Raw genomic sequence first — 13,948 nt, forward strand, 5'->3', positions numbered from 1 at the left:
AAATACGCCGTTATTGACATCCAGACCAGCAAAAGTGGCGGTGCCTGCGCAGTCGTATTTATTGGCTCCGGCATAACCGATATCAAGAGTTACTATAATGTTGGTACCGGTAAGAGGAGCAATGGCCCAGGCATTATCAATAGCCCATTGATAAACACTGGAGAGCTGGTTCCAAGTTGTACCGCCATCTTTAGTGGTATAAATAGCGGTACCATCGGTATAGTACAATTCGTTGGCATTAACGGGAGAAGCCACCAAGTCATAAATTATACCGGTGGTAGCAATGGTGAGTTTTTTCCAAGTGCGGCCTGCATCGGTTGACTTGAAGATGCAAACATTACCACCATATGTAGCAGTGGCATAAACGGCAGTTTTATCAGCGTTCCACACCAGTATACCAATCTCGGTAAACCGGTTAGTGGCATCGCTGACTACATAGCCGCCAGTTGCGCCGGAGCCGGGCAGGGAGACCTTGCTCCAGTCCTGGTTGGCAGCAGCTACGGGGGTAGCGACAGCGAACATGGACAGAACCATGGCAGCAGTCAGGACTACGCCCAGTACTTTACTTATTTTTGTCTTAAACATCGACCTATAAATTTCCTTTTTTATTATTTTATGCAAATGTCTTCATATTATATATGTATATATGAAGACCAAGAGTGGTCCAATTTCGCATCAATCAAAGACGCTTCCCCTTACGGGTGCATACAAATTACACCACCACCTTTCATGGTTTAACCTATCTTATATAATAACACAGGCTGTCAATACTTTATTAGTATTTTGCCCCAATTTGGCTAATAAATACTATAGTTTTGATACCCTCTACGTTTGAAAATATTTTTTTATCCTTTTTAGCTTACATTTCCTTCTGGAGGTTAGCCAAAAATTCAGCATTGTTCTTGGAGCGGCGCAGGCGGTCCAGCAGGCGCTCGTTAACCTCTGTAAAGTGGTTAGCGTCATCAGCGATAATAGCTACCATTCTCCGCAGGAGCTGTACCTGCTTGTAGTTGTCACCCAGCAGAAGCTCTTCACGGCGGGTGCTTGAGCGGGGTATATCCAAAGCCGGGAATACACGGCGTTCGGCCAAACGGCGTTCCAGATGAAGTTCCATATTGCCGGTGCCTTTGAACTCTTCATAAATAAGGTCATCCATGCGGCTGCCGGTTTCCACCAAACAGGTGGCGATGATGGTAAGAGAGCCGCCTTCTTCGGTATTGCGGGCTGCCCCGAAGAATTTCTTGGCGGGGTGGAGGGCTACCGGGTCAATACCGCCGGAAAGGGTGCGGCCTGATGAGGGCATGGCCAAGTTGTAGGCACGGGTAAGGCGGGTAATGCCGTCCAGCAGGATAAAGACGTCTTTGCCGCTCTCTACCATGCGCTTGGCCCGTTCCAGTGCCAGTTCGGCTACCCGGGTCTGGTTTTCTACCGGTTCGTCAAAGGTGGCGGCCATTACCTCGCCCCGCACGTGGCGGCGCATATCGGTTACTTCTTCAGGGCGTTCGCCTATAAGGACTACCATTATATGTATATCGTTATAATTGGTAGCGGTGGCATTAGCTATGTTTTTCAAAATGGTGGTCTTGCCGGCCTTGGGCGGGGAAACAATAAGACCGCGCTGTCCCCTGCCTATGGGGGCTATCAGGTTTATGAGGCGGGTGGCCAGTTCGGTGGGGGTGGTTTCCAGATTTATCAGGCGGTCAGGAAAGGTGGGAACCAAGGCACCGAAATTCGGGCGGCGTTTGGCCATTTCGGGGTTAAGGTCATTGATAGCTTCCACCCGCAAAAGGCTGTAATATTTCTCACCCGGCTTGGCCGGCCTCCCTTGGCCTATTACCATATCACCGGTGCGAAGTCCGAAACGGCGTATCTGGGACTGAGACACATATATGTCTGATGAGCTGGGCAGGAGAGATGCCTGTCTAAGGAATCCGTATCCGTCCGGCATTATTTCCAGAATACCCGAACAAAATACATTCCCCTGGGATTCGGTATAAACCTGAATAAGGCGCATCACCAAGTCCTGCTTTTTAAGGGCAGTTACCCCGTTTATACCCATTTCTTTGGCAATATCCAGAAGCTCTTCGCGAGTCTTCTTTTCAAGTTCACTCAGTTCAAATTGTCCGATTTCCATTGTGTCTCACCCCCTATCTAAAACGAATTATTTGTATTTTGGTTTCTATATATAAAGGAAGCACCTTTAATAAACAAACGTCAGTGTTACTTCTGGACTCTTTTCCAGTCAGCCATGAAACGGGCAACACCCGAATCTGTCAGCGGGTGGTTCATCATCTGCATAAGCACCTTGTAGGGTACAGTGGCAATGCTTGCCCCGGTTTGGGCCGCCTGAGTGCAGTGAAGCGGATGGCGGATACTGGCGGCAATCACCCGGGTTTCAAACCCGTATTCCTTATATATATTAACTATATCATTTATCAGCATCATGCCGTCATGCCCGGCGTCGTCCAGCCTGCCCACGAACGGGCTGACAAAGGCCGCCCCGGCCAAAGCCCCCAGCAAAGCTTGATTAACCGAAAAACAGAGTGTCATATTGAAACGGACACCCTCTTTGCTTAGCTTGGAAATTATCTCCAACCCTTCAGTAGTGGCAGGTATCTTGACCACTACATTGGGTGCCCATTTGGCTATTTCACGGGCCTGTTTCAACATTTCGGCAGGGTCTTCAGCCGTAATTTCGGCAGAAACATCACCCTCCGGCAGCAAAGCACATATCTGCTGAACTACAGATTTATAATCACTTATGCCTTCTTTGGCAACCAGTGTGGGATTGGTAGTTACACCACTCACCACCCCGAGTTTCAGGCCTTTTTTAATTTCTTCAATATTGGCGGTATCCAGAAAAATGCGCATTTCTACCTCAGGACCGATTTATATTCATGCCCGTATTTTTAGGGCGAAAGAGGCAAAGAAGGCTGTTCACCATCACGTATAACCTTTTTGGCAGCATTTATAAATTCCCGGAACAAGGGATGGGGACGGTTGGGACGGGAAAGAAATTCCGGGTGAAACTGTGAACCCATCATAAAGGGGTGGCCGGTAACTTCACAAATTTCTACCAGTTTACCGTCAGGAGACAACCCGCTAAATAACATACCGGCTTTGGAAAGGGTATCACGATAATCATTGTTAAACTCAAAACGATGGCGATGACGTTCATTTATCAGGTTATTCCCGTATGCCTGCCCAGCCATGGTACCCGGCTGGATAACACAGGGATAATTCCCCAGACGCATAGTGCCGCCCTTGGAATCCACTCCCCTCTGCTCCGGCAAGAGGTCAATAACCGGATAAGGTGAATCAGGTTCAAATTCGGTAGAATGGGCTTTGTCTGAGCCAAGCACGTAACGGGCAAATTCAATCACCATAACCTGCATACCCAGACATAACCCCAGATAGGGTATGCCATTTTCACGGGCATACTTGACGGCACTTATCATGCCTTCAATACCCCTGATGCCGAATCCGCCCGGTATAATAATGCCCTGAACATGTTTCAAATATTCCTCAGGGCCATTCTTTTCAATATCTTCTGCATGTACCCAGTCTATCTGGATATCCCGCCCGTTATGAATGGCGGCATGACAGAGAGACTCACGCACTGAATAATAAGCATCTTTGAGTTCCACATACTTGCCAACCAGCGCTATCCTGACTGTCGGGGTGGGTTCTTTAATCTTTTCCACCAACCCGCGCCAGACGCTGAGGTCAGACGGAGAAGCATTCAGGTGAAGACGGCTGACCAGCAAATCCCCCACACCCTCGGACTCGAGCTTAAGGGGAACTTCATATATGGTGGAAACGGTAGGCATAAAGATAACTGCCTTGCGTTCCACGTCACAGAACAAAGAAATCTTGTCTCGGATACCCTCTGATATAGGGTAATCTGCCCGGCAGACTATAATATCAGGCTGGATACCTATCCGCCGAAGCTCGTTAACACTATGCTGGGTAGGCTTGGTTTTAAGCTCCTGGGTGGACTGTATATAAGGAAGCAGGGTGACATGAATATACAGAACATTATCCCGGCCGGTATCATTCCGCATCTGGCGGATAGCCTCAAGGAAAGGCTGACCTTCAATATCACCGACTGTGCCGCCCACTTCCACTATCACCACATCAGCTTTGGAACGGTCTGCCAGACGCTGTATTCTGGCCTTTATCTCCTGAGTAACATGGGGCACTACCTGTATGGTACCTCCCAGATAATCACCCCGGCGTTCTTTGTTTATAACCTCGGAATACACCTGCCCGGAGGTAACGGTGGAATCAGCAGTAAGTTCGATATCTATAAAGCGTTCATAACTTCCCAGATCAAGGTCGGTTTCAGCCCCGTCTTGGGTTACAAAAACCTCGCCATGCTGGTAGGGGGACATGGTACCGGGGTCTACGTTCAGATATGGGTCAAGCTTCTGAACCGAAACACTCAAGCCCCTACTTTTGAGAATATTTCCCAATGAGGCAACGGTAATACCTTTGCCTACAGAACTAACCACACCGCCAGTTACAAAAATAAATTTTGACATAATAACCTGCTAAGACTTGATAAGATGAGAGTAAAATAGAAAGGCAAATCTTGAATCTTTGCCATAAATTTGGAAACCCATGGAAAAAGCAGAAGTCTGATTCATTAAATCGAGTTTTATTATAAAGATGTACCGAAGGCTTGTCAACATCATATATACATGGAAATGCAGTATGCCTTAAACTATACTAACACCAGTTTATTAACTTTGATAATACCCCATTGACACTATTTATACCATCATATTATAATATTAAACAGATATTTCCCAAGGGGGGAATGATATGGCTAATGAAAAAAACTTATACGAAACGCTGGGCGTCCCTAAAACCGCCAGTGCGGACGAAATAAAAAAGGCATACCGTAAGCTTGCCCGCAAATACCACCCTGACTTGAATCCGGGGGACAAGGCGTCTGAAGAAACCTTCAAGAAGATAAATCAGGCTTACGAAATATTGAGCAACCCTGAAAACCGGACCAAGTATGACAAGTACGGGGAGCAGTGGCAGTACGGTGAGCAGTATGAAAAAGCCCGCGCCAGCCAGCAGCAAACCCAGGGCAGTCCCTTTGGCGGATATGACTTTAACTTTGGCAGTTCCGAAGGCGGCGGATTTGAAGATATCTTAAGCCAGATGCTGGGCGGACGCACCGGCAGACGCCGAAGCCATCCCCAGCCTGGACAAAGCATTGAACAACCCATAGACATTTCGCTGGAGGAAGCCGCCAGCGGTACCAGCCGTCTGCTAAGTTTCCAGATGCAAAAACCCTGTGAAACCTGCGGGGGCAGCGGTGCAAAAGATAAAAAGGTCTGCCCCACCTGTCAGGGTACGGGTATAAATCCGGGGATTGAAAGGCTGGAAGTCAAGATACCGGCCGGTGTTAATACTGACTCCAAAATCCGTCTGGCAGGCAAAGGCGGGTATGGACAGGCGGGTGGACAAAGGGGTGACCTGTACCTTCGCATCCATGTTCGCCCCCATGAAAAGTTTGAACGCAAAGACAATGACCTTACGGTAAATGTACCGGTAAACCTGACTACCGCCATGCTGGGCGGAGAAATATTTATCCCCTCGCTCAAGGGCAAACTGGCACTTAAAATACCGGCTGAAACCCAGAACGGTCGCACTTTCCGCCTTAAAGGACAGGGTATCCCCCATCTGGGGAAGGATGGAAGCGGAGATTTACTGGCTAAAGTCAGCATTGTACTGCCTGAAAAACTTACAGATACCGAAAGAGACCTTTTTGAAAAACTGCGCCAGCTTCGGCCGGACAGTTAAAGGGAGATACTCATGGAAAATACCAATCAGCCACGTTATGTAATCTCGGTAGCCGCCGAAATACTGGGCATGCAGACCTACACCCTGCGTTATTACGAACGGGTGGGCATTATCAAGCCATTCCGTTCACAGGGCAGGATAAGGTTATACTCGGAGCAGGATATTGAACGACTGAAACTGGCCAAGACTCTGCTGGATGAGCTGGGCATAAATATGGCCGGGGTGGAAGTGATACTAAATATGCGTAATCGTATTCAGGAGCTTATGTCCGAAAATGAAGCCCTGAAGGAAGAAATACAACTACTCAGAGAGGAGTAAACCCATGAGACAGGAAAAATTTACCGAACAAGCCCAGGAAGCCCTCAGCGCTTCACAGATGCTGGTACAGGAATATCAGCACAGCCAATGGGATGTTGAACATGTACTGCTGGCTCTTGTCCGTCAGGAAAAAGGGCTGGTGGGTGAAATAATCAAAGAGCTGAAACTAAGCTCCGAGGAAATAACCAAACAGCTGGTAGAGGCTTTGAAACGTTCGCCTAAAGCAGTAGGCGGCAATGTTCAGATATACCCCACCCCCCGCATTATCAGCCTGCTGCAAACCGCCAACAACGAAGCAGACCGCCTGCGGGATGAATTCATAGGCACGGAACATCTGCTGGTAGCTATAGCAGGAGATACCCAGGGAGAATCTGCCCGCATCCTGAAGCATTTTGGTATTGATCAGGAAAAAGTCTATTCCGCCCTCCAGAAAATAAGGGGCGGACACCGGGTGACTGATGCCAGAGCCGAAAGCAAATACAGGGCACTGGCCAAATACAGCCGTGACCTTACCGAACTGGCTAAACAGGGCAAGATAGACCCGGTAATAGGCCGTGATCAGGAAATCCGCCGGGTTATGCAGATACTCTCCCGCCGCACCAAGAACAACCCTGTGATAGTGGGGGAAGCAGGTGTAGGCAAAACTGCCATTGCCGAAGGGGTTGCCCAAAAAATTGCGGATAACGACGTACCCGAATCCCTGCGTGACCGCAAGGTAATGGCACTGGATATGGGTGCATTGGTTGCCGGAAGCAAGTTCCGGGGGGAGTTTGAAGAACGCCTCAAAGCCGTAATGGACGAAGTGCGCCAATCTGCCGGTGAAATTATTTTGTTTATAGATGAAATCCATACCGTAGTCGGGGCAGGGGCAGCCGAGGGGGCTATTGATGCCTCAAACATGCTGAAGCCGGCCTTATCCAGGGGTGAACTCCAGACTATTGGGGCTACCACTCTGGATGACTACCGCAAATATATTGAAAAAGACACCGCTCTGGAGCGCCGCTTCCAGCCGGTATATGTGGAAGAACCTACAGTGGAACAAACTATTGAGATACTAAAGGGTATCAGACCCAAGTACGAAACCCACCACAAGCTGAAGATAAGTGACGCCGCTCTGGAGGCAGCCGTCAGGCTGTCCAGCCGTTACATAACTGAACGCCAACTGCCCGATAAGGCTATAGACCTTATTGACGAAGCCGCAAGCAAACTCCGTCTGGATAGCGAAAGCGCCCCGCCGGAAGTAAAGAAGCTGGAAAATGAATTCCGTCAGGCAGGCATTGAGGAAGAAGCCGCCTCCCAACTGCAGGATTATGAAAAAGCGGCTGAACTCAAGGCTGAAAAAATACGCTTGGAAGAAAAGTTCAACACTGCCCGTGAGGAATGGCTGAAACAGGAGAAAATAGCCGAAGAAGTAACTGACAAACAGATAACCGAGCTGGTTTCCTCTATGACCGGCATACCTGTCAGCCAGATGCTTGAAGGCGAGGCTTCCAAACTGCTGAATATGGAAGAGCGTATCCACGAGCGGATGGTAGACCAGGAAGAAGCCGTAAAAGCCGTTGCCGAAGCTATCCGCCGCAGCAGGGCAGGTCTCAAAGACCCGCGCCGCCCTATAGGCAGTTTCCTGTTTTTAGGCCCGACCGGGGTGGGCAAAACAGAACTGGCCCGAAGTCTGGCCTGGTTTTTGTTTGACGATGAAACCGCCATGGTAAGGCTGGATATGTCCGAATATCAGGAAAAGCACACCGTATCCCGTCTGGTGGGGGCACCTCCCGGATATGTGGGCTACGATGAAGGCGGGCAACTAACCGAATTGGTTCGCCGCCGCCCTTATCGGGTTATCCTGCTGGATGAAATTGAAAAAGCCCATCCAGATGTCTACAATTCCTTGCTCCAGCTACTGGATGACGGCCGTCTGACAGACGGGCAGGGCAGAACAGTGGACTTTAAAAATACGGTCATTATAATGACCTCTAACGCAGGCATAGAAACCATAAAACGCGAATCTGCTCTGGGTTTCGCAGTCAGAACCGATGACACCAAAACCCGCCATGACAGCTATGAACGCATGAAAGACAAGGTCATGACCGAAGTCAAAAAGACCTTCCGCCCGGAGTTCATCAACCGGGTAGATGAAATAATTGTCTTCCACGAGCTGGCAGAGGAACAGATACGCCAGATAGTAGATTTCATGATAAAAGACGTTTCCAAACGTCTTGAGGAACGCAAACTCAAACTGGAGCTGACCGACGAGGCTAAGGGCTGGCTGGCCAAGGTGGGTTATGACCCGGCTTTCGGTGCCAGACCCCTTCGCAGAGCCATTGAAAGATACGTGGAAAGCCCGCTGGCGGGCAAGCTGCTTCGCAATGAGTTTAGTGAAAATGCTACAATACTGGTGGACAAGGCGGATGAAGCTCTGAGTTTCAGCCAAAAGGCCGCCTGATACCAGAAAGACCTTAGATGGCAGAGCTGCCCGAAGAAGAAATATCAATATGTGCAACCGGTGCCGAGCTAAAGACCCGTACATGGTTTAAAAAATGGGGAATTTGGCTCGGCGTTCTGGTTATTATAATCAGCATTGCCCTTTCGGTTTGGCTCATCATCCGCCGGGATATTATTCAGGATTTGGCCGGCTATGGATATATAGGCATGTTTGCCATCAGTTTTCTGGGTAGCTCCATTTCCATTGTTCCGGTACCCATGCTGGCTGTCCAGTTTACGCTGGGAGGGGTCTTGCCGCCGCCGGTGGGAGATCCGATACTGGGGCCGCTCTTCGCCGGAGTGGTAGCCAGCTTAGCCGAAGCTCTGGGGGGCTTTTCCATTTACATGACCGGCTATTCAGGTAAATCCAGTCTGGCCGGATCAGATTCAGGCAGCAAACTAAACCGCTTGTACTGCAGAATGCTGAAGCTGATGGAAAGGCGGGGTTCACTTATGGTTTTTATACTTTCAGCTATTATCAACCCTTTTTTCTACCCCATGACTCTGGCCGCCGGAGCAGTAAATTTCGGTATCCGCAAATTTATGCTGATTTCACTGGCCGGCAAGTTTATTAAATGCACTGCCATCTGCTATGCCGGCTATTTCGGCCTGACCCGCCTGTTTGGCCTTGAATAGGTTTGCATCGCAGCTTAAATTGACCCGTTCCAAAGCTTAGCGTATAATAAAAAATTGTCATTCAGATATAAAGAGGCTGTCTATTTTGCATGAATCTTGCGGCGTTTTCGGTGTATTTGCCCCCGGTCAGGATGTAGCCCGACTCACATTTTTCGCTCTGTTTGCCTTGCAGCACAGAGGGCAGGAAAGTTCAGGCATATCTACATCTGATGGACAGGAGCTTAAGCTTCATTCCCAGATGGGTCTGGTTTCCCATATTTTCACTGAAGATATACTTAAAAAACTGGACGGCCATATTGCCATAGGCCACAACCGCTATTCCACCACCGGTTCAAGCCAGCAGATTAACGCCCAGCCCTTTGTAATGGGGCAGGGAGATAATGTTATAGCCATAGCCCATAATGGCAACATCGTAAATTCCGAAGCTTTGAATACAGAACTTACCTCTCAGGGATACACCTTTAAGACATCCACTGATACCGAAATAATCAGCCAGCTTATCCTTTCATCTATTGAAACTGACTGGGTCAAACGGATACGTTATGCCATGAACCGCCTGAAAGGGGCTTTTTCCTGCACCCTTATGACCAAAGACACCCTATTTGCCATGCGTGACTCACTGGGTGTCCGTCCCCTGTGCTTGGGTAAAATTCAGGGCGGTTATGTAGTCGCTTCTGAAAGCTGTGCTCTTGACCATATCGGAGCTGATTTCGTGCGTGAAATAGAGCCGGGCGAGATTGTAGCTATAAACGGAAACGGCATAACCAGTTTTAAACAGCAAAGCTCCAGACGGGCTTTGTGTATATTTGAGTTCATTTATTTTGCCCGCCCCGATAGCCTGATAGACGGGCGTCTTTTGTATTCCGCCCGCCAAGCCATGGGGGTAGAACTGGCCAAAGAATACCCGGTAGATGCAGACCTGGTTATAGGCGTACCTGACTCTGCCACGGCTGCCGGTATCGGCTATGCCGTAGGTTCAGGCATTCCTCCGGCCGAAGGCCTTATTAAAAACCGCTACATGGGGCGAACCTTTATTCAGCCTGACCAGCGTCTGCGTGATTTGGGCGTGAAACTAAAGTTCAATCCCCTTAAGAGCGTTCTGGAAGGTAAGCGGGTAGTACTGGTAGATGACAGCATAGTCCGAGGAACTACCACCCCACAGGTTATCCGCCTGTTACGTAAAGCCGGCGCCAAAGAAGTCCATATGCGGGTATGCGCACCCCCCATAACCAACCCATGTTTCTTCGGGGTAGATATGGCCACCCGTTCAGAACTTATTGCCGCCAGAATGAGCATACCTGAGATACAAAAATACATAGGAGCAGATTCACTTGGCTATCTTAGCCTGCCCGGGTTGATAAATGCCGTGGGGCTGCCTGAGAAGAATTTCTGTCTGGCCTGTTTCACCGGCGAATATGCCCTGCCAGTTCAACTGGAAATGGATAAATTCGCACTTGGCAATCAACGACACAACTGTTGCCAGATGCCTTCACCCGAAAGCTAGTTTTCCACCCCAAAAGAGCTATCCCGCGCCTGATACCGCTTGAAGTTTAACGCCTTCGGCGGTGTTTTATTCGTTGCAGTTGATAGCTATTTCTGATAATCTTAGTTACCACGATTTGAGAGGTGGCCACATCAAAGATACATATGCAGGGGCAGGAGTGGATATAAACTCCGCCTCAAAATCAAAAGAACTCATCAAACAATACGCCAAAGCCACTCTTGGGCCTCAAGTGCTGGCAGGTCCGGGATTTTTCGGCGGAATGTACGAATTCAAGGGTTACAAAAACCCGGTACTGGTTTCCAGCTGTGACGGCGTAGGCACCAAACTGAAAATTGCCGGCGTGCTGAATAAACACGATACTATAGGCATTGACATTGTCAATCACTCTGTCAATGATATATTGACCTCCGGGGCTGAACCCATCTTTTTCCTTGATTACATTGCCATGGGCAAGCTATCACCGGGAAAGATAACCGAGATTGTCAAGGGACTGTCAACCGCCTGTCTAGAGGCGGGATGTGCCCTTATCGGCGGTGAAACTGCCGAAATGCCCGGCCTTTACCACGGGGAAGATTACGATTTGGCCGGATTTATTGTCGGGGTAGTTGAAAAAGAAAACATGCTTATCAACCGGGGCATCAAACCGGGAGATATAATTTTGGGTCTGGCTTCAAACGGACTCCATACCAACGGTTATTCTCTGGCACGCAAAGTTCTGGGTGAAAGCCGTGAATCACTGGACAAATACTATCCTGAACTCGGGCAAACAGCAGGCGAAGCCATGCTGGTACCCCACCGCAGTTATCTAAAAGAAATAAAGCCCAACCTCCTTCTCATAAAAGGGTTAGCCCACATAACCGGCGGCGGCCTGACGGATAATGTCCCTAGGACACTGCCTGAAGATGTGTCCGCCCGTTTTGAAACTAAAAACTGGGAAATACCGCCCTTGTTCCAGCTTATCCAAAAAACCGGTGGAATAGACCGCGAAGAGATGTTCCATGTGTTCAATATGGGTATAGGTATGGTTATAATAGCCGGCACTGAAGAGGCCGGGCTTATTATGAAAAACCTGCCGGAAGCAAAAACCATCGGGGAGATTATTGCCCGCCAGAGCGGAGCACAAGTGATAATTGAATGAGCAGCCGGGATTACTTCAATCAGGTAGCCGACAACTGGGATGAAATGCGTCAGGGCTTTTTCTCAGACCGGATACGCGAAGCTGCCCTTGAAGCCGCAGATGTAAAACCGAACAGCATAGCCGCTGATATAGGGGCAGGCACAGGATACCTGACTACAGGACTGCTGCAAAAGAATTGCCGGGTTATAGCCGTTGACCAGTCAGCTGCCATGCTTGAAAAGATAAAGTCCAAGTTCGGGGTGCGAAATGTCTCCTGCCTGCAGGCAGATGGAAACGCACTCCCTTTAAAAAACCAAAGCGTAGATTACAGCTTTGCCAATATGTTTCTTCATCATGCCAAAGATCCGGCAGGGGTGATAAATGAAATGAGCCGGATACTTCTGCCGGGCGGACGGCTGGTCATAACAGACCTTTGCCTCCATACCCATACAAATATGCAAAAAGAGCATCACGACCGCTGGCCGGGGTTTGAACTGAAAGATGTCAAGGGTTGGTTTGAACAGGCCGGTCTTCAAAATATCCGGGTTGAAACCTTGAACCAGAAATGTACCGCATCAAGCTGCACCTGCCAAGAGCAGATTGCCATAGATATTTTTCTGGCCTCAGGTGAGAAATAAAATTTATTTAACATAAGGAGGGATTGTCATGAGGGCTATCCTAAGCGTCTCAGATAAAACCGGTCTTATCGAATTCGCCAGGGGCTTGTCAGAACTGGGTTTTGATATATACAGCACCGGCGGAACCAAGAAATCACTCCAGCAGGCAAATGTAACTGTTCACAGTATTTCAGACATGACCGATTCACCCGAAATACTGGACGGACGGGTTAAAACCCTGCACCCCAAGGTACACGGTGGCATACTGGCCCGGCGTGACCTGCCCGAACATATGGCCGAACTGGAAAAATACAATATCCAACCCATTGACATGGTGGTAGTCAATCTCTATCCCTTTGTCAAGACTGTGTCGCGTCCGGATGTCAGCCTGACCGATGCACTGGAGAATATTGATATTGGCGGCCCGACCATGATACGGGCTTCTGCCAAAAACTTCCCTAGCGTGACAGTGGTGGTAGACCCCCAGGATTACCCCCATGTTCTGGAACACCTCAAGACCGGCACTTTGAGCCTAGATGAACGCAAGAAGCTGGCCCAGAAGGCCTTTCAGCATGTAGCTATGTACGATACCGCTATCTCCCAATATCTCTGGCAGGGAGAAGAGGGCTTCCCCGAGAATATGACCATAGCCCTTTCCAAGCGCTATGACCTGCGTTACGGTGAAAATCCCCATCAGCCGGCAGTTTTCTATGCTGAAAACAGGGTAGGGCACGGGCAGAACACCGGCATTACCTGGGCACAACAGGCCTGGGGCAAACAGCTTTCCTTCAACAATATCCTGGATGCCGACGCCGCCTGGGGAGCCGCCACTGATTTTTCGGCCGCCACAGTAGCCATAGTCAAGCATACCAATACCTGTGGTCTGTGCAGCCGCGAAGACGTAGCCGAAGCCTACAAGAGAGCTTTTTCCGGAGACCCTGTTTCAGCTTACGGGGGCATCGTAGCCTCAAACCGCAAGGTGACTCTGTCCATGGCCGAAGCCATGAAAGGCACCTTTTATGAAATTATTATTGCCCCCGAATACGAGCCGGAGGCGCTGGAATTCCTTAAAACCCGCAAGGATTTACGCATACTTATAGCCGAGCTTCCCAAACATAATGAGGCCGAAACCCGTTCACTGGATTACCGCAGGGTAAAGGGAGGGCTGCTGGTACAAGCCGCTGATGAACTGGCGGAAAATGCCGTCCAGACCAAGGTGGTAACCAAGCGCGAACCCACCCCTGAGGAAATGTCAGATTTGAAATTTGCATGGCGGGCAGTCAAGCATATCAAATCCAACGCCATTGTGCTGGCTAAGAACAATGTTCTGCTGGGTATGGGAGCCGGACAACCCAACAGGGTAGTCAGTGTAGACATTGCCAAGAGCAAAGCCGGTGAGGCTTCAAAGGGTAGTGTCATGGCCTCTGACGCCATGTTCCCTTTCCCTGACAGCGT

12 protein-coding genes are annotated in these 13,948 nt (G+C 49.3%); 8 read left to right on the forward strand and 4 right to left on the reverse strand.

All coding sequences use genetic code 11. The annotated features are described in order from the left end of the window. The 4 genes from WC259_RS05485 to WC259_RS05500 all read right to left on the reverse strand — a co-directional run. Window positions 1–585, reverse strand: a 585-nt coding sequence (locus WC259_RS05485; RefSeq protein WP_372643509.1) for a WD40/YVTN/BNR-like repeat-containing protein, incomplete at its 3' end; no start/stop codon positions are given. 274 nt (window positions 586–859) lie between these two features. Next, window positions 860–2,134: a transcription termination factor Rho gene (gene rho, locus WC259_RS05490; protein WP_011309766.1), complete on the reverse strand. Its 1,275-nt coding sequence runs from the start codon at window positions 2,132–2,134 to the stop codon at window positions 860–862. A gap of 86 nt (window positions 2,135–2,220) precedes the next feature. After that, window positions 2,221–2,871 carry a fructose-6-phosphate aldolase gene (gene fsa / locus WC259_RS05495; protein ID WP_034376259.1) on the reverse strand — a complete coding sequence of 217 codons (651 nt, stop codon included), beginning with the start codon at window positions 2,869–2,871 and terminating at the stop codon, window positions 2,221–2,223. Between the two features lie 38 nt (window positions 2,872–2,909). Then, window positions 2,910–4,544 carry a CTP synthase gene (locus WC259_RS05500; protein WP_011309768.1) on the reverse strand — a complete coding sequence of 545 codons (1,635 nt, stop codon included), beginning with the start codon at window positions 4,542–4,544 and terminating at the stop codon, window positions 2,910–2,912. A 283-nt stretch (window positions 4,545–4,827) separates the two neighbouring features. On the opposite strand from WC259_RS05500, the gene WC259_RS05505 reads away from it, so the two are divergent. The 8 genes from WC259_RS05505 to purH all read left to right on the forward strand — a co-directional run. Next, window positions 4,828–5,820, forward strand: a complete 993-nt coding sequence (locus WC259_RS05505) for a DnaJ C-terminal domain-containing protein (RefSeq protein ID WP_078409739.1) — start codon at window positions 4,828–4,830, stop codon at window positions 5,818–5,820. Window positions 5,821–5,832: 12 nt separating this feature from the next. Then, window positions 5,833–6,138 carry a helix-turn-helix transcriptional regulator gene (locus WC259_RS05510; protein ID WP_011309770.1) on the forward strand — a complete coding sequence of 102 codons (306 nt, stop codon included), beginning with the start codon at window positions 5,833–5,835 and terminating at the stop codon, window positions 6,136–6,138. 4 nt (window positions 6,139–6,142) lie between these two features. Beyond that, window positions 6,143–8,581 (forward strand): ATP-dependent Clp protease ATP-binding subunit, encoded by a 2,439-nt coding sequence (locus tag WC259_RS05515; RefSeq protein WP_011309771.1) that lies wholly within the window; start codon window positions 6,143–6,145, stop codon window positions 8,579–8,581. Between the two features lie 17 nt (window positions 8,582–8,598). Further along, complete coding sequence (locus WC259_RS05520) at window positions 8,599–9,255, forward strand: VTT domain-containing protein (RefSeq protein ID WP_012034158.1); 657 nt, start codon at window positions 8,599–8,601, stop codon at window positions 9,253–9,255. Between the two features lie 85 nt (window positions 9,256–9,340). Then, entirely contained in the window at window positions 9,341–10,759 is a 1,419-nt protein-coding gene (gene purF / locus WC259_RS05525) for an amidophosphoribosyltransferase (protein ID WP_061977455.1), read from the forward strand. A gap of 73 nt (window positions 10,760–10,832) precedes the next feature. Next, window positions 10,833–11,897 carry a phosphoribosylformylglycinamidine cyclo-ligase gene (purM, locus tag WC259_RS05530; protein ID WP_303677721.1) on the forward strand — a complete coding sequence of 355 codons (1,065 nt, stop codon included), beginning with the start codon at window positions 10,833–10,835 and terminating at the stop codon, window positions 11,895–11,897. Further along, on the forward strand, window positions 11,894–12,514 hold the full coding sequence (locus WC259_RS05535; protein WP_015407924.1) for a class I SAM-dependent methyltransferase: 621 nt from the start codon (window positions 11,894–11,896) through the stop codon (window positions 12,512–12,514). The genes purM and WC259_RS05535 overlap by 4 nt, the downstream gene beginning before the upstream one ends. Window positions 12,515–12,542: 28 nt before the next feature. Further along, on the forward strand, window positions 12,543–13,948 hold a 1,406-nt coding region (gene purH, locus WC259_RS05540; protein ID WP_372643518.1), incomplete at its 3' end, for a bifunctional phosphoribosylaminoimidazolecarboxamide formyltransferase/IMP cyclohydrolase.

This window comes from Dehalococcoides sp. (genome assembly GCF_041654235.1).
Classification (GTDB): Bacteria; Chloroflexota; Dehalococcoidia; order Dehalococcoidales; family Dehalococcoidaceae; genus Dehalococcoides; species Dehalococcoides mccartyi_B.

What these genes read in the sequence shown, in the direction of transcription:
- fsa (WP_034376259.1), bottom strand. Translation starts at nt 2,871, where the DNA reads ATGCGCATTTTTCTGGATACCGCCAATATTGAAGAAATTAAAAAAGGC.
- WC259_RS05520 (WP_012034158.1), top strand. Translation starts at nt 8,599, where the DNA reads ATGGCAGAGCTGCCCGAAGAAGAAATATCAATATGTGCAACCGGTGCC.
- WC259_RS05500 (WP_011309768.1), bottom strand. Translation starts at nt 4,544, where the DNA reads ATGTCAAAATTTATTTTTGTAACTGGCGGTGTGGTTAGTTCTGTAGGC.
- WC259_RS05510 (WP_011309770.1), top strand. Translation starts at nt 5,833, where the DNA reads ATGGAAAATACCAATCAGCCACGTTATGTAATCTCGGTAGCCGCCGAA.
- WC259_RS05535 (WP_015407924.1), top strand. Translation starts at nt 11,894, where the DNA reads ATGAGCAGCCGGGATTACTTCAATCAGGTAGCCGACAACTGGGATGAA.
- rho (WP_011309766.1), bottom strand. Translation starts at nt 2,134, where the DNA reads ATGGAAATCGGACAATTTGAACTGAGTGAACTTGAAAAGAAGACTCGC.
- WC259_RS05505 (WP_078409739.1), top strand. Translation starts at nt 4,828, where the DNA reads ATGGCTAATGAAAAAAACTTATACGAAACGCTGGGCGTCCCTAAAACC.
- WC259_RS05515 (WP_011309771.1), top strand. Translation starts at nt 6,143, where the DNA reads ATGAGACAGGAAAAATTTACCGAACAAGCCCAGGAAGCCCTCAGCGCT.